The organism is Candidatus Flexifilum breve (assembly GCF_016713355.1).
In genome coordinates, this window is the sequence record NZ_JADJPI010000046.1 from 1 (window position 1) to 15,013 (window position 15,013).

Below are 15,013 nucleotides of genomic sequence, written 5' to 3' on the forward strand. Positions count from 1 at the left end.
TGGTGTTGGTGTGACTGCAACGACTGGCTGTGCCAGCGCGCCAATCAGTTCGCCCGCACGTCCCAATTCCTGCTCGACCGGATAAATCGCCGTCACCAGCGTGCGCGTGCCGGTCGGTAAACCTTCTGCATCGGTCTCACCGAGCAGGAGCAAGACCAATCCGGGATTGACCTGCCGGAAGATGCCGGTATCGCTGCGGCGCACGTCACGCTTGTCCTCAAAGGCGAAGGTTAGGATGGCGCCGGTATTCATCTGCAAGCGGAATTCCGCGCCCGCGCTGATTTGCGCGAACCACGCCGCGTTGTCCTCCGACCACGGGATGCCGATCACCGGACGCACGCTCATGCCGTTCAAGAACGACGCCGTATCCGGGTTCGGATCGAAATTCCACTCCGAGGCGCGCACCGCCCGGCGCTGCACCACCCACACGCGCGGCACGGTCTGATCGGGCAGGCTAATTTGCAGGTTGATCGGATAGAACGGCGCACGACTGGTATCCCCGCCTTCAATCACTTCGTCCTGCGCTTCGAGCGCGAGGGGTGTGGGTGTGATCCCCGGCGGGAGCGTAGCGGTGACATCGACTTCGGCGGTGGTTTCTGCCATACCGCTCGTTCCATCCCCGCCGCGCAGCAAGAGGAATGCCAACATCAGGAACATGAGCGCACCCAGTACCGCGATCACTTTGCCTGATGGCTTACCGGTTTTGCGCGCGTTCCGCCTTCCGGTGCGTCAAACCCTTCACCGCGCTGTGCCGCGTCCTGCACGCGCTTCGGCGCACGCGCCCAACGCAATCCAACCGGGACGAGCGCCGCCTCGTGATAACGCTTGAGCAAGGCGAGCGCAATCTTGCGTTCTTTGACGTCTGAGCCTTCCGCCCCCGCCGTTTTGACTTCACGATCATACGCCGCACGATAGGCACGCTGGCGGTCGGTCGGCACCAGTTCCCACAGGGCACGCAGCTCATCGAGCGAGAGTGCCCGCAGGTCTTGCAGGGTGTGATAGTGCAGGCTGTCGCTCATTCCGTTCCTCCCAAAACCGCGCTGCTGCCGCTCATGGATGCGCTGGAACGCATCGCGTCTTCATAATTCGTGCCTGAGTCTTCTCCGTCGTTTTCCGCCGCTTCAACCGTGATGATCGGTTCGACCTTGACCTCCGGCGCGACGGTGATGGAAGGTGCAGGCATGGAACCGTAAGCGGTCATCTCATTTGGGAGCAACCGGGCGGCGATCTCCAACCGGTTGACTTCCCGTTCCGCCTCGTCCCGTGAACGTTCCGCCGTGATCGCGCCGTCAATCAGTTCATTCCGAGTCGTTTCTGTCAGCCGTCGATCCGGCGTTTCTTTGACTTCGCGCCCGACCCGCTCGGTCTGTTCGGGGGACAAGCCCAAGCGGGACGCACCGTCGATGAACATGCCAAAGCGAGCGAGATCGTCGCGCACCGGGGGGCGCCCATCCTCTGAGCGGTGTCACGCCCACCGCCTGCGCCATCAGACCGCCGACGGCCAGGTGGTCGACACCGCCGTGCCGCGACCACCGAGCAGGCGCATGCATCGCCCATCACGCTCGTCGACGTCGGCCGTTCCCGCGACGCGCAGACTCCGCCTGGTCAGCGTCCTGGCAGCCCGTTCGAGCGCTTCGGCACTCCGTTCCAGCCGTCCAGGTGCGCGCCGCGCCGCGATCCGCGTCCGACTTTGCCACCTTTCCCGTCGCCAACTGCGTGACTTCGCTCAGGTGCTGCTCCATCTCTTCGCCGCGCATGTCGTCGCCGTAGGCTGCGCGCTCACGGGCCAGTTCCTCATCCTGCGGACGCTTCGGTGGGCGACGCCGGCGCGATCGGTGTGAACATGCCCATCCGCCGCGGCCGCAGCGGGCTGAAGCCGGGGATCAGCTCGCCATCCTCGTCCTCGATCCACTCGAATCACCATCCAGTTCATGCCGCTGCGGCGCGCGCCGCGCGGATAGGTGACCGCCCTCCAAACCTGCACCGACCGCCGGGACGAGCATCGGCCGCCGATCAGCCGGCCCTGGTCATCGACCTCGGCCTCTTCCGGGTCGCGGTCGGTCAGCAGCGTCGCGCCCAGCAGCGGCCCAGCCGCCCGTCCGGAGCCGGGGACATCGCGGGCCACCCGCCGGCTCGGCGCGCCTTCCGCGAACTGCTCCGCCGCATCGCCCAACGCCGTCCCACGCACGCCGGGCAGGAGGCGAGCGCCCGCGCCGCGCCGGCCACCGGCTGCACGCCGCCGAAGATCAACCCGGCCGCCTGCGCCGGGGTCGCCCCAGCCTGCAGGCGCGGCGCCCCGCCAGGCGCTGGCCGTGACGCCCATCAGGCCACCGCCAGGCCCGCGCCTGCCGCGCCACCGCGCCGCCGCACAGGCCGCGCATCGCGGCCGCCGTGCCGGGGCAGATGACCGCGCCGCCGGTCGCCTGACCGAAGGCGGTGAACAGCCGGTTGAACGGTTCCACACCGCCCGCACGCCGCTGAACAGCACGATGACCATGAAGATCAGGCACAGCAATCCGATCCCCAGCACGACGATGCCGTTGCCGCTGGTCGTCCCGGCCAGGAAGAAGGTCACCACCAGCGCCTGGATGAGGGCGATCACCACCGTCTGCACGATCAGCTCGATCCACAGGTCGATGATCGAGCGGGCGATGACCTCGGTCTTGCGGAAGAAGGCGAACAGGATGGCGATGCCGAAGGAGAGGAAGGTCAGCCCCTGGGCGATGCTCAGGAGCAGGTAGACGAGCTGCTCGGCCACGCCGAAGAGGATGAGGGGCCAGGCGGTCAGCAGCCGACCCTGCGCCGCCGACGCCATGCGGATCGACGCGGCGCGCTGCTCGTCGGTCAGGATCGGGTAGATCTGCCCGCTGGTCATCAGGTCGAAGTACGAGCCGGGCCGCTCCCACTCCCAGGGGATGACGCCCGCCGTCCACAGCCCGGTCGCCGGGTCGGGGGTGTGCGGCTGGCAGTACGGGTCGCGCGGCGTCGAGGGGTAGCCCATGATGTCGATGCCATCGGCGCGCAGGTAAGCCAGCGCCACATCCAGCCCGTCGAGCGTGTGGTTCCAGACCGGCATGTACGAGCCGAAGTTGTCGCACAGGCCGATCAGCCCCAGGTCGCCGCTGTCCACGCTGCTCAGCGAGCTGAACGCCGTCCCGGTCGCATCCTCCAGCCCGCTCAGGCTGCTGGCGTAGAAGGCCGCAGCCAGGTCGCGCCGGAAGTCGCTCATGCCCTGGTACAGGCTGGGGCCGAGGCTGAAGAAGAGCGCACCCGCCAGATACCAGCCGATGGCGCTCTTCGGCTCGACCACCCGCATCCGGGCGAAGGCGGCCAGCAGGTAGGTGACGCCCAGCACGATCAGCGCGACGACGAAGGCCGCCGTGACCGCCGTCTGCAGACTGGCATTGGTCTGGGCGATGAGCGGCGTGAAGGCGTGGTCGACCAGCCACTGGTTCATCAGCTCGATGGTGTAGCCCATCATCAGGAAGGCCCGCTGGAAGCTCCACCCCATGCCGGCCAGCGCTGAGCAGCAGGTTGTACCACAGGATGTCGATCTGGATCTGCAGGCCGTTCAGCACATCATCGACGATTGGCATTCGTTCTTCCTTTCTCTACGGAGGCGGCAGCACGCCGCTTGGCGGATCGGCAATCGCAGCGCTGCAATACGGGTTGGTGTCCACGCGCCAGACGAGCGCGTTGCTCCCCGGCAGACGGGGCGGCGGTGTGGGGCGGATAGTCGGATCGAGCATGAAGGTGATGCGATCCGGCGCTGCGCCATAGGGAATGAAGCCCGCCAGCGTGAAAGTGCGCGTTTCGTTCGGCGCAAGGCTGATCGCTTCATACGTGACCGTCAGTCCGGCATCGACGGCGGCGTTGGTTGAAGCGCCCCAGACGCCCGTTGCCCCGCCCACAAGCTGACTCACATAGCTCTGGTAGGCGGGGAACACGTCATAGCCACTCCCGCTCAGGTTCTTGATTTCCAGTTCCCAGACGGCAACGGTGCGTCCGGCAGGCGTATTGATTACCGACACGTTCACCAGCCGGAAGCGCGCCGCCTGCGGACTGCGCGTGAAGATGGCATCACCGCGATAGAACGCCGCTGGGGGACGGATGGCATAGGGTGTGACCGTCGGTGGCGGCAGCGCGGTCGGAAACGGGACGAGCGTCGGATAGCCGGGATCGGTACGAAGGTCGGCATCGGCGTGGGCGTGAGAAGGATGGGCGTGGGACAGACGTAGATCGGCGCGCCGGTGATCCCAGTCAACGTCCCGGTACGCATGCGCCGCCAGTGCCAGAACGACTGGCACGAGGACAAATGTTTTCTTCATCGTCACCTCTAGGGGATCAAACCCGGCTGGTTGCCCGGCGTGAGCAGGAGCGTGTAGGCAGGCGCGGCACTGTTGCCGCCGCGCTGCACCGTCCATGTCTCACCGAAATACGGCACGACGATCTGCGCGGGTGCATCGGTCACGACTTCAAACGACACATACCCGCGCTCATCGGTGAAGCCGCTGGCGATCACGCGGTTGGTGTTGATCTCGACCACGCGCACTGAAATTCCGGCGACGCCTTCCGCCGGATCAACGGTGCGATTGCCGTTCTCGTCGTAGGCGATGACCACTTCGGCGGTGACGACGCGCGGCGGGATCGGGGTTCCGGTTGGCTGCAGCGTGGGCGGCGCGCCGACCAGTTCGACCCGCGCGGCGGGCTGGGGTTGTGGCGTTGGGGTATTTGTGATCGACGGCGGTGGGAGGATCAGCGTGTGCGCATCCCCGCGAAAGACCTGAATGGTGTCTAGTCCGATCACGTAGCCTTCGCTGGCATTGTTCTTCTGCCCTATCCCCCGCAGTTCGACTCGATGCGTCCCGCTCCCGACGTAGTACACATCGGTCACCGGGAAGCGGAGTTCATCCGCGTAAGCATCAATCGTGTCCAGCACCACACCATCGACGGCGATCTCGAACCTGCCCATGTTTTGCGCCGCGACGTAACGCACGCGCAACCCTTCACCCTCAAACATGAAAATGGCAGTGTCATATGCGCCTTCCGTGCGGTGATACTGTCCCCGACTGGCGAACTGCGACAGACGTGGTGTCCACGGCGGGGAATAGCGGATCGTCGGATAGTCCGACTCGAAGCTGTACCAGCCCAAGAACGGCGGTGCGGTATCGGTCGCATCTGGGAGCGGTTCGACGGGGCTGGGTGGCGCGGGCAGCAGGATCGTCCCCAGCGGAAACGACGTGAGCGTGGGCGGGATGTACACGCCCGGCAGTACAACTGCGATCTCCAAGACACGTGCACTCAACGTTGGCAGGAGTGTCGGCATGGGCGTATCCGTTGGCGCACTTGTCGCCGTTACCGTGAACGTCGCCGTGAGCGTCGGAGTTGAGGTTGGCACTGGCATATCCGTCGGCGTGAGCGACGGCAGCACCATCAGGGTGGGAATTTGAACATCATTCGCGCCGGGTTGAGCGCGGATCAGGAAAAAGGCGGCAGCCCATGCCGCAAGGCAGAGCGCCGCCAGTACGGGCAGCAATCGTCGCATGTCGTCACTCCGGGTTGGTTTACGCTGGTTTCAGCGTATCAAAGCGGAGTCCTGCGACTTCTGAAATATTCCGGTTGAGGGTTAGGAAATTTTCAGACTCGCCACGCAAATTTCCAGTTCATTCTGGAAAACTGCCGAATCCTTCGGCAACAGCACGGCTGATGAGGTGTTCGTTCGTGGTCGCGCCGAAGCGATGGCGCAGCTTCTCGCGCACCCAATAAATACGGCGAGGTTTTGCCTTTAATTGGGTAGCAATCCGCCCAATGGTCAACCCCTGCGCCAGCAGGCGCAGGACGGAACGTGCTTCAGCATCAAGCTTCCAGTCTTTGTCGCCTGAGTGCATGGTGACCAGATACTCAGCGTTTGCAGTTGGGGAAAGATAGGGTCGGTTGCGGAGCACCGTGTCGATTGCCGTGCAGAGACATCCGGGCAGATCATCGCCGGATGCCAAGTAGCCACGCGCACCAACGGCAAATAGATCGCGAATGAGCAATCCGTCGCTCAACGTACCCATTACGATAATCCGAACGACGGGAGAAGCTTTCAAGAGCTGCTCAACCAGCGCAAGCGTGTCAATCGCTGGATCAAACTGGTCGCCCATCAAGATCACGTCTGGACGAAGATCAGCCGCCATCTGGACGAGTTGAGAACCTGTCTGGGCTTTGGTGATACGGGTGTCGGCGCGTTCCTTAAGCAGGGTCTCCGCGCCGACCACAGTCAAACTGCTGCTGTCCGCGATCAAAATATGTGTGGCTGTCATCTGGATTCCCCTCTTTTTGTCTACCTCGTCTCAGACTACCACAGTGAAAGCGTTCGATGTTGAGACTCTGTGACATTTCAAAGGGAATATGGGACATCACGATGGGCAAAATTCTCGCCACTACCCATTCGTTATTCTTCTCTTGCCGAGTCGAGTAATTTGGATTGGTGGGCGATGTCTATGAGCTGCGCATTACTTTGAGCATCATAGACTGTTCTCATCGTTCGCAAACTCCGGTATACGCTTTTCCGATTGAGCTCCAGATGGGCGGAAATCTCCTTGATTTGGAAACCGTCCGCTAGGAGCTGAAGCACATCAATATCCCGTTGATGAATCCGTTTGGGCAGCGGATGCTGCATATCGAGTAACCGTGAAATGGTGGGCGACAAATAGACCCCGCGCAGCGAAGTCAGCCGAATTGCTTGGTTCAGATCATGCTCGAGATCGTCATCTTTGTGGATCATGCCGCTGACACCATGATCCAGTAGCAGCCGAATCAAGCTCGCGGTTGGGCGCTGTGCGAGCATCAGCACCGCCAGCCCCGGATGACGCTCCATCATCTGTTTTACTTCTTGAGCGAGATTGGTTGAACGTGGCAGCGAATCATCGACCAGCAGCACAGTCGCGTGGCTGTCGTTCAAAAACTTATGTGCTTCTGAAAAATACGCAAACATTCCCACCACTTGGATGGGAACGTCCGACTGAGCCACCACCTGCTGAATACCGCTTCTAATCAGTGCATTGGTGGACACGACGATCAGTTGTATGGAACCCATGAACGGCATCTCTCCTTGTCCGATAGACGTTCCCTCGGTCAGCCGACAGTAAAAGAACAGATGAGCTACTTCGGATTGTCATTGTATTACAAGATTCCAATGTTTGCACAAGTCTGAGGGGGTAGAACCTGGTTAGAAACTTCCTACTCTAGACGTGTTTTGGTTAGCCTCAGCGAGGATTTTGGGAAATCGTGCCATTTCAATGTCACAAATTCTCACCCTGTCCCATTTTGCCCATGCCAATGTCCCATTTTTCCAGAACAAATGTCATAAATTCCCGCCTCAAAAACGCTGTAATCCATTATGCTGGACACACGTTGAGTCGAGTTGGAGTAAGCCAGGAATGTGGACTGCATCGCAAGGTCGCAAAGTGAAAACACCTGTCGATAGGAATTCCGCTACACCACGTGTCGTGCGCGAGATGTTTGATCGCGTTATGACCGTTGCGCAACTGCTGCACCAGCATGAGCAGACCCTACCCTCTCGCTTCGAAAGTGACCGCGAAGATGCCGAAAAAACACCGGATGTCGATGCCGTCGTATCGTGAAAATGCGCAGGGCCTCTTTGTGAATAGGTGAAGCATATGGCACGAAAAAAACGGGCAACACCACATCAGAACGGCTGGGCAATCTACTTACGGACCAGCGATGAGGAAGCGCAGAATCCTGAGGCATCTCAGCAGCGTCAGCGTTTCCTTATTGACCGCTCCGTTCTTGAACGCTCAGAGATGCCGATCATCGAGACTTATCGAGACGTTCTGACCGGAAAGACTCCGCACCGCAAGGACTATCAGCGAATGCTGGACGATGCGCGTTTGGGTCGGTTCTCACATGTTGTGGTTGAGCGTGCGGATCGGTTCGGACGCAATGATACGGAAGCGCTGCGCGCTATTGATGAGCTGGACGAATTCGGTGTCGCTGTACGGTTTGCGAACCATCCCGATCTCGATCCGATGGATCCTGATGACCGGGTCATCGTCGCTCTGTCGTTCACGTTGGCACGCCGCGAGTCAATGCTTTCGGGGCTGCGAATCAAGGGTGCGGGTGAAGCCAAGCGGGAGAGAGGCGGGTATTTGGGACTTCATCCTGATGGATACGTCAGTGTTGAAGACGACGAGCCGGGACGCAAGTCATATATGAAGAAAGGACACCATCTTGAGATAAACCCGGAGCGTGCCAAGATATGGCGTGAAGCGTGGGATTTGCTACTTGAAGATCGCTATACACTCGCTGAAATCGCTGAGGAACTGCACGCCAGAGGCTACCGCTATCGCAGTGGTCGCCCATTCGTCGAGATCAAAGCGAACGGCAAACGCAAGGTCAATTACAACACCTTGGCGGATATCCTTCATAACTGGACATACGCAGGCTGGATACACAATGACGAAGGCACTATTCCGCCGAAAACAATGCGCGGCAACTGGGAACCGATAGTCACAACGGAAGAATTCGAGCGCGGACTGGACATCTTAGCTCGACGGGCGCAAAACAAGTACACCAAGCGCAAGCGCAACTATTTGCTGCGCGGGTTGATTTACTTGGCGGGCGATCCAAGAGACCCGACTGTGCCTGGAACACGGCTCTATCGAATGCAATGTTCAACTTCCAATACGCGGCGATCTGGCGGTGGTACAGCACATTATCGGCTTGAACGTCACCCAATCCATTTTCTATGTGGCGAAGTGGAAGAACAACTAGCGCGCATCTTCGGCAAGTGCAGCTTGATGTAGGACTGATGCCCCGTATTCGTAAGTATTACATCGAGGAGGTAGCAGACAAACTTGGACGTATGCGACCGGATGAGCGCACCGAAATCGAGCGGACGCTCAAGGCGATAGATGAGGAAGAAGCGCGGGTGCTGCGGTTGTATGCCGCGAGTATGGTCACGGAGGAAAACTGGCGCGCGCTCTGGGACGAGTGGCAGGACAAACGCCAGAGGCTTCGCGGCAGCCTCGCCCTGCTGGATCAGCGCTGCGAGACGTACATCAGTGATCTTGATGATGGGTTAAACATCATTGCCAAATTGGGTATACTGTATGAAACGCTTCCGTTTGAGGATCAACAGGAGTTACTGCGGAACGTTGTTGAGAGGGTTGTTTTGAACCCTGAGGGGACAGTACTGCGTGTGGATTTGCTTCCGCCGTTCGGCTACCTACAGGATGTCTCTGAAAAGGTATCTGGGCGGAGGGGAAGTGCCTCGGAAAAACCCGCTGAAACAGAAACACCCGGTGACGTTGCCGGGTGTTCGAGTGGTGTCCTAGATTGTGGGCAGTAGAGGACTCGAACCTCTAACCACTCCCACGTCAAAGGAGTGCTCTGCCAATTGAGCTAACTGCCCGCAGATGATTGAAAGTATACCCGAATTGGCTTTGTGATCAAGACCCAAGTTAACGCCCATAGGGGAGAAATGCCCCGTCAAAATTGACTACTTGACATTATGCAGAATTCTGCATAAACTAAATCTAATTATGCAATTTGATGCATAAAGTGAATAATTCGCATACGGTGCATAAAAGGAACCCGCTGTGGATAACAACTTCGTCCTCGCCCCGGCTCTCGTGACTGTCCGGTTTGACCTCGACCCGGTGAGCAATGCCCTGCAAAGCCTGCGCATGCTCAACGATCTCGAACGGCTCTCCGGCCTGCATGACTGGCTGACGCGGACGCAAGCGGCACTATCCCCGGAGCGGCAGTCTCAGAACCGCATGGTGTTCGTGGCGTTTGAGCCGCTGCTGTTCTTGCCAGCACAGAAGCTGCCGAGCTTTCCGGCGTTCCTCGACTATCTGGCGCGGTTGACGCCCGTCGAGCTGATCGCGAAACAGGACGAGTATCTGGCCGATATGTACACGCACTATCCGGAACACATGGCGCAGCATGAACAGGGCGTCACGTTTCGCGCGCTGCTGACCGACCGCGATCACTACGTCCGCTTCATGACGCAGCTGGAAGAGCTGGATGAACCGGAGTTCTGGAACGCGGCCTACGACCTGACCCGTGACCCGGCGGTCATGCAGCAGTATGTGGTCGAACACCTGCGCTTCATGTGGGAGACGCATCTGCGCGCCGAATGGGAGCGCCAACTGCCGCTGCTCACCGAGTCGATCAACGCCTTCCGGCGCATCGACTTCACCGACAAGACGGCGTTGGAAGCCGCGCGCATCGTCACCAACCGCGATCTGCGTGAACTGCTGGAAAAGAAGCTACTGATGTCGAACGTCATCGAATTTGTGCCGAATCCGCACCTTGGGCCGTATGTGTCCGTCGTTTCGCGCTCCGGATACACCAACATCAACTTTGGCGTGCGGCTGCCGCGCGGAGCGCAGTCGACGGCTCAATCTGAATTCAGCCGCGCCGAGCTGCTCATTCGCCTGAACGCGCTGGCCGACGACGCGCGTCTGCAAATCCTTGAACTGCTGACCCAGCACGACGAACTGTGCGCGCAGGACATCATCGAAAAGCTCGGCGTCAGCCAATCGACCGTGTCGCGCCACCTGAGTCAGCTCCGCGCGACGGGGTACATCATCGAGCGGCGGCGCGAAGTCGCCAAGTGCTACAGCCTGAATACCGACCGTGTAGTGGATACGCTGCGCGCCCTGACGAACTTTTTATCCCGACAGTAAGTATTAGTAGTGGAGCGAGAGATCATGCGACCGATAGACTATTTGGCTCAGACCGAGATCGCTCAGCAGCGCCGCGAAGCGACTGCCCAACACGAACGCGCGCTTCTCATCAAGGAAGCTCTGGCGGGGACGCGCGGCCACATCGCCTTCTACCAGCCTCTGCTGATCAGCGTGGGCAAGCGGATTGAACGCTTTGGCGCGGGTTTGCAAGCGCGCTACAGCGTCGGCCTGGAAATTAGTCACTCCGGAACGTTAGCGCGCGACACCGCCTGCTAACTCCGCCTACATCAAAAAGGCAGCTCGTACTTCGTCCAGAATCGACTGCCTTTTTGATTCCTTGTTAATTGTGGAAGCTAAATGCTCCGTCCGGCAATTGATTGCAGAAAAGGCGCGCCTTTTTGCTAGGGGGCAGGCCGTGCCGCACAAACCCATATTCGACCATTTACCGGATGAGAGCACCAAAGCAGAGAAAACAACACTTCAATACCGAGTACCACCAAAACGCTCATACCCCTCTATAGATTTAGGAGGGGCAGTTAGGAAGAGCATTTACGCAATCTGCGCGAGTTCGACGGGGACTTCTGCGTACTGGATCGCCTGCGCGAAGGTCACGCGGTTGCCGTCGGGGTCGGTGATGGTGAAGGCGCGCTCGCCCCACAGTTCCTCATGCATCTCAGTGCACAGGTGCACGTCATGCGTGCGCAAGCGGCGGTACAGCTCGTCGATTCCGTCATTCAGCGTGATGTACAACTCGGAGCGGCACACGGTCAGCGTGGAGAGGGATGCTCGCCGGGCGAACAGCACCCGTGCATCCCCGAGATACGCTTCTGCCGCCGCGACTTTACCATCGGTGCCGGGCAGCCCGCCCTCGCCAGTGAACCCCAGCAGATGCGTGTAAAACCGCAAACTACGCTCGACATCGCGAACACGGAGTACGGGTGTAATCATCAGAACAACCGCCTTTTCGTTCTAAACAAGTGTTCTAATTTTAGCCGAAAATTGACGATTTTTCAAGCAAATTTGACGATTTGATCGACCCAATTTCGCACTGCTTCCGCGACAATTTTGGGCTGTTCCAGAATCAGTTTGTGCCCCGCGTTTTCGACCATGATCAGCGTCGAATTGGGGATGTTATCATGCAAAAACTGGCTGAACTTGGGCGGCAGCATTTGATCGTGCGCGGCGCCGACTACCAGCGTCGGCACATGGATTTCGTTCAGGCGCGGACGCGCGTCGAAGCCCGCGCAGGCCACAAAGTCGCCATGCATGACTTCCGGAGCGATCTGTAATATCGACGCGGTGCTGTTCTGCAGGCTGGCGGCGTCCGCGCCACTCACCCACGACCAAGCAGTGATCAGCTGCGCGACGCGTGGCTGATCGCTCACGGCGTAGTTGAGGATATCCGGGTGAATCGGGATCTTCGCGCCCGTCGCGATCAAGGCGATGCCTTGCACGCGCGCTGAATAATCAAGCGCCAGCGCCTGCGCGATCGCGCCGCCCATGCTGTGCCCGACCATGATCGCCCGCGGGAGGTTGAGCGCATCGAGCAGGGCGACGATGTCCGCTGCGTAGTCGGCGATGCGAGTGCGCCCCGGCAGCGGACTTTTGCCGTGACCGGGTAGATCGACGGCGATTACGCCCGCGTTGGGCAGACGGCGCAGTTCCGCCGACCAGTCGAGGCGCGTGCCCGCCGCGCCGTGAATGAGCACGACGACGGGCTGAGGGCTATCGGGAGTGCGCCCATCGGCGATCCAGATCGATGAGCGTGAGGTTGATACGAGCGACATAATCACCCTCCTGAAGGTGAGTTCGGGAACCACCGTGCGCCGATCCTAAACAAGACAGGAAGGCTGGCGATCAGAGCACCCACGACCAGTGGGGCTGACCACGAAAACGTTGACCACTGCAAATAAGCTTCCTCGAAGCCCCGCCCCAGCAGCACAAGCGTGATCGGCAGGTTGAGCAGCAGCGCGGTCAGGGTACCGGGGGCATAACGCCGAAGGGACAGCGTGGCGAGCAGGTGCGGTATCACCACATTGAGCAGCATCGCCAGGGCGTAGCCCGCGATCAGATAAGCCGGGACGCTGGCTTTCCCGGCGATGCTGACCGCCGCCGCAAGCGCATACGCAAGCAGGGTCAGCACTGACACGGCGAAACGAAAGACCGGAGCGCGCACGGGATGATGCCAGCGACCCGCCGTTTGCGACCAGTCAGGCAGCAACCACGCTTCCTCAGCGTTATGAATGGTGACCCCGATGGCGAACAACCAGCTCAACGTGGTAAAGGTCGGCATAATTCTCTCCTGCGCTACGGCGGGGGCACGGTGACGTCTACGCGCACAAACGTCTCGCCGTCTGCCCGCGTGATGCGCTGCAAATCGGGGAGCGTGTAATGCCCGATGTCGAGCGTGTAGCCGTCCCCCGGCGGCACATCGAAGAAATCCGCCATGACGATCACGCGGTCGCCAGAGCGCCACGTGTGGATCGACAGCGGCACATCCGAACCCATGAACGGTTCGCCCTCGCGCGTGTCGGCATTCCGTAGATGATGGAACTGCTGCACGACGCTTGTCGTTGTCAGGTCGCCCACCCGCCAGAGCGTCGAGACGCGGAAGCGGCTGCCAACCCAACGTACGCGCCAGCCTTCCAGCGTCGTGCCATCAGCGAAGGCGACCGGATCGAGGGCGGTGAACCCCTGCGGGTCGCTCACGCCGTCATAGCGCGTGGTCATGAACGGGAGCGCGCCTTCGCGCCGCGGAAATTCGCGCACATCGACCGCCAGCCCCGCCGCGACCAGTTCTTCCCACATCTGGAACGGCGCGAGCGTGGCGATCAGCGTGGTTGGCTCGGACGGGAGAATCAGCAGCACGTCGCCATTAATGACGCGGTGCGGTTGATCCCACAGCAGCGTCTCGAATACGGCGACTTCGCCGTCAATGGCCGCGACATCCCCGTGCGTGAACATGAGAACAGGTGCTTCTGACCCGTACGCCACATCCCGCGATTCGCGCAGAATGCTCGATAAGGCGCTGTTGGGCGGGCGGTTGAGCGCCGCATAGTTGAGCGTATTGACCGCTTGCAGCGTCCAGACGACGGCCACGGTGACCGCGACGGCGGCGGTCAGGAGCTGCGTTTCCGCGCGCGCGCGAATCATCCCTGCGCCGACGAGCAACGCAGTTGCGGGCAGCGCGATCAACTGGTAGTGGATCAGCACGGGCGACGAATGCCGCAGGAAGGCCAGCGGCGAAATCAGCAGCAGGAGCAGCACGAATTCCGCGAGCAGAGCACCTCTCCCCATCTCCAACCCCTCCACGGGGGGAGCCTTTTCTGTCTCCCCTCCCTGAATTCGGGGAGGGGCCGGGGGTGGGGTCGGATCTTCACTCCTCTCCCCTACAGGCTTCTCTTCGTCGGGATGTTCATGATCGCGTGTGCGCCGCCACCCGGTGACCAACTCCCGCACCAAACCGATCGCCCCATTGAGCAGCAGCAGCCCAACGAGCAGCGGCGCGAACGGATCGCGCCCGTACGTGTCATAATCGCCTTGCCCAAGGTAGCCCCAATCCCAGTTGAGCGCGAGGCGCGTCAGATTGGCGAACCCATCCAGCGAATAGGCAACCTCCCCGCCCGCCACCGAGCCGAAGCGCGCCAGCACATTCGGGTCGATCACGGTGATGTAGTACAGATACGGCAGCGCGAAGATCAGCGCGACCGCCGCGCCGATAATCACCGGGATGAGCGATTTGTACCAGCGCAGCCGGAAGAACAGATAGGCCGTGCCGAGCACGAACGCCACGCCCGCAAAATGCACCTGCACCACGCTCAACCCGACGGCGACGCACGCGGCAATGGCCGCTGAACGCGGGCGTCCGCTCTGCGTCACGGCGAGGTACGCCAACCCCAGCCAGAGCGTGGCCAGCGGTGCCAGCAGGTTCGGCTGCCAGATCGAGCGGGCGTAGAACACGCCATACGGCGCGGCCGCGAGGAACAGCGCCGCGATCCATCCTGCGCCGGGATGCCACTTGCGCCCCAGTGCCAACACGCCGATCACGGCGAGCACGTTGAGCGCGGCGGTGAACTGCGTGGCGAACAGCGGATCATTGGAGAGGCGATAGGGCAGCGCGTACACCCACACGCTGAGCGGCAAAAATGGAATGTTGACCGAGGACTGCTGCCCCGCCATGACGAATTCATCGTGCATGCGCAGCGCGTCAAGGCTGATGCGGGCTTCATCGCCCGCGAAGGAGTTCACGCCCGCCCAACCGAAACGCAGCGCCGCTGCGAGGGCGATCACCGGGACGAGGGCGATCAGTTCAA

The 15,013-nt window shown here is 60.8% G+C and carries 16 protein-coding genes and 1 tRNA gene; 4 read left to right on the forward strand and 13 right to left on the reverse strand.

Annotation, left to right across the window (positions count from 1 at the left end):
* The 8 genes from IPK17_RS39650 to IPK17_RS39685 all read right to left on the reverse strand — a co-directional run.
* Positions 1–681: hypothetical protein (locus IPK17_RS39650; protein ID WP_343423287.1), on the reverse strand; the 681-nt coding region annotated here is incomplete at its 3' end.
* Positions 678–1,019 carry a hypothetical protein gene (locus tag IPK17_RS39655; protein WP_343423288.1) on the reverse strand — a complete coding sequence of 114 codons (342 nt, stop codon included), beginning with the start codon at positions 1,017–1,019 and terminating at the stop codon, positions 678–680. The genes IPK17_RS39655 and IPK17_RS39650, both read right to left, overlap by 4 nt.
* A complete protein-coding gene (locus tag IPK17_RS39660) occupies positions 1,016–1,438 on the reverse strand; it encodes a hypothetical protein (RefSeq protein WP_343423289.1) in 423 nt (140 codons plus the stop codon). The genes IPK17_RS39655 and IPK17_RS39660 overlap by 4 nt, the downstream gene beginning before the upstream one ends.
* A 288-nt stretch (positions 1,439–1,726) precedes the next feature.
* Positions 1,727–3,511: a bacteriocin-associated integral membrane family protein gene (locus IPK17_RS39665; RefSeq protein WP_343423290.1), complete on the reverse strand. Its 1,785-nt coding sequence runs from the start codon at positions 3,509–3,511 to the stop codon at positions 1,727–1,729.
* A gap of 100 nt (positions 3,512–3,611) precedes the next feature.
* Entirely contained in the window at positions 3,612–4,328 is a 717-nt protein-coding gene (locus tag IPK17_RS39670; RefSeq protein ID WP_343423291.1) for a hypothetical protein, read from the reverse strand.
* A gap of 8 nt (positions 4,329–4,336) precedes the next feature.
* On the reverse strand, positions 4,337–5,545 hold the full coding sequence (locus IPK17_RS39675; RefSeq protein WP_343423292.1) for a hypothetical protein: 1,209 nt from the start codon (positions 5,543–5,545) through the stop codon (positions 4,337–4,339).
* Between the two features lie 118 nt (positions 5,546–5,663).
* Positions 5,664–6,305 carry a response regulator gene (locus IPK17_RS39680; RefSeq protein WP_343423293.1) on the reverse strand — a complete coding sequence of 214 codons (642 nt, stop codon included), beginning with the start codon at positions 6,303–6,305 and terminating at the stop codon, positions 5,664–5,666.
* 131 nt (positions 6,306–6,436) lie between these two features.
* Positions 6,437–7,081, reverse strand: a complete 645-nt coding sequence (locus tag IPK17_RS39685; RefSeq protein WP_343423294.1) for a response regulator transcription factor — start codon at positions 7,079–7,081, stop codon at positions 6,437–6,439.
* A 583-nt stretch (positions 7,082–7,664) separates the two neighbouring features.
* Between IPK17_RS39685 and IPK17_RS39690 the strand changes: the two genes are divergently transcribed.
* Both IPK17_RS39690 and IPK17_RS39695 read left to right on the forward strand, forming a co-directional pair.
* Positions 7,665–8,810, forward strand: a complete 1,146-nt coding sequence (locus IPK17_RS39690) for a recombinase family protein (protein WP_343423295.1) — start codon at positions 7,665–7,667, stop codon at positions 8,808–8,810.
* Between the two features lie 5 nt (positions 8,811–8,815).
* Positions 8,816–9,355 (forward strand): hypothetical protein, encoded by a 540-nt coding sequence (locus tag IPK17_RS39695; RefSeq protein ID WP_343423296.1) that lies wholly within the window; start codon positions 8,816–8,818, stop codon positions 9,353–9,355.
* On the opposite strand, the gene IPK17_RS39700 is transcribed toward IPK17_RS39695, so the two are convergent.
* Positions 9,346–9,418: transfer RNA gene (locus tag IPK17_RS39700), tRNA-Val, on the reverse strand. The genes IPK17_RS39695 and IPK17_RS39700 overlap by 10 nt on opposite strands.
* Before the next feature lie 187 nt (positions 9,419–9,605).
* On the opposite strand from IPK17_RS39700, the gene IPK17_RS39705 reads away from it, so the two are divergent.
* Together IPK17_RS39705 and IPK17_RS39710 are read left to right on the forward strand one after the other, a co-directional pair.
* Positions 9,606–10,700: an ArsR/SmtB family transcription factor gene (locus IPK17_RS39705; protein WP_343423297.1), complete on the forward strand. Its 1,095-nt coding sequence runs from the start codon at positions 9,606–9,608 to the stop codon at positions 10,698–10,700.
* A 24-nt stretch (positions 10,701–10,724) separates the two neighbouring features.
* Positions 10,725–10,976 (forward strand): hypothetical protein, encoded by a 252-nt coding sequence (locus tag IPK17_RS39710; RefSeq protein ID WP_343423298.1) that lies wholly within the window; start codon positions 10,725–10,727, stop codon positions 10,974–10,976.
* Between the two features lie 273 nt (positions 10,977–11,249).
* Here the strand turns inward: IPK17_RS39710 and IPK17_RS39715 are convergent, their stop codons facing one another.
* From IPK17_RS39715 to IPK17_RS39730, 4 genes are all read right to left on the reverse strand, one after another.
* Complete coding sequence (locus tag IPK17_RS39715) at positions 11,250–11,648, reverse strand: VOC family protein (RefSeq protein WP_343423299.1); 399 nt, start codon at positions 11,646–11,648, stop codon at positions 11,250–11,252.
* A 62-nt stretch (positions 11,649–11,710) separates the two neighbouring features.
* The gene (locus IPK17_RS39720; protein ID WP_343423300.1) at positions 11,711–12,487 is read right to left on the reverse strand and encodes an alpha/beta fold hydrolase; all 777 of its coding nucleotides are present in this window, start codon (positions 12,485–12,487) and stop codon (positions 11,711–11,713) included.
* A 2-nt stretch (positions 12,488–12,489) separates the two neighbouring features.
* Entirely contained in the window at positions 12,490–12,993 is a 504-nt protein-coding gene (locus tag IPK17_RS39725; protein WP_343423301.1) for an HXXEE domain-containing protein, read from the reverse strand.
* Between the two features lie 14 nt (positions 12,994–13,007).
* Positions 13,008–14,990: an ArnT family glycosyltransferase gene (locus IPK17_RS39730; RefSeq protein WP_343423302.1), complete on the reverse strand. Its 1,983-nt coding sequence runs from the start codon at positions 14,988–14,990 to the stop codon at positions 13,008–13,010.
* Positions 14,991–15,013: the final 23 nt, after the last annotated feature.

Excerpts from the sequence above, each read along its gene's own strand:
- IPK17_RS39655 (WP_343423288.1), bottom strand. The coding sequence starts at position 1,019 with ATGAGCGACAGCCTGCACTATCACACCCTGCAAGACCTGCGGGCACTC.
- IPK17_RS39720 (WP_343423300.1), bottom strand. The coding sequence starts at position 12,487 with ATGTCGCTCGTATCAACCTCACGCTCATCGATCTGGATCGCCGATGGG.
- IPK17_RS39675 (WP_343423292.1), bottom strand. The coding sequence starts at position 5,545 with ATGCGACGATTGCTGCCCGTACTGGCGGCGCTCTGCCTTGCGGCATGG.
- IPK17_RS39695 (WP_343423296.1), top strand. The coding sequence starts at position 8,816 with ATGCCCCGTATTCGTAAGTATTACATCGAGGAGGTAGCAGACAAACTT.
- IPK17_RS39670 (WP_343423291.1), bottom strand. The coding sequence starts at position 4,328 with ATGAAGAAAACATTTGTCCTCGTGCCAGTCGTTCTGGCACTGGCGGCG.
- IPK17_RS39725 (WP_343423301.1), bottom strand. The coding sequence starts at position 12,993 with ATGCCGACCTTTACCACGTTGAGCTGGTTGTTCGCCATCGGGGTCACC.
- IPK17_RS39715 (WP_343423299.1), bottom strand. The coding sequence starts at position 11,648 with ATGATTACACCCGTACTCCGTGTTCGCGATGTCGAGCGTAGTTTGCGG.
- IPK17_RS39685 (WP_343423294.1), bottom strand. The coding sequence starts at position 7,081 with ATGGGTTCCATACAACTGATCGTCGTGTCCACCAATGCACTGATTAGA.
- IPK17_RS39690 (WP_343423295.1), top strand. The coding sequence starts at position 7,665 with ATGGCACGAAAAAAACGGGCAACACCACATCAGAACGGCTGGGCAATC.
- IPK17_RS39665 (WP_343423290.1), bottom strand. The coding sequence starts at position 3,511 with ATGGGGTGGAGCTTCCAGCGGGCCTTCCTGATGATGGGCTACACCATC.
- IPK17_RS39710 (WP_343423298.1), top strand. The coding sequence starts at position 10,725 with ATGCGACCGATAGACTATTTGGCTCAGACCGAGATCGCTCAGCAGCGC.
- IPK17_RS39680 (WP_343423293.1), bottom strand. The coding sequence starts at position 6,305 with ATGACAGCCACACATATTTTGATCGCGGACAGCAGCAGTTTGACTGTG.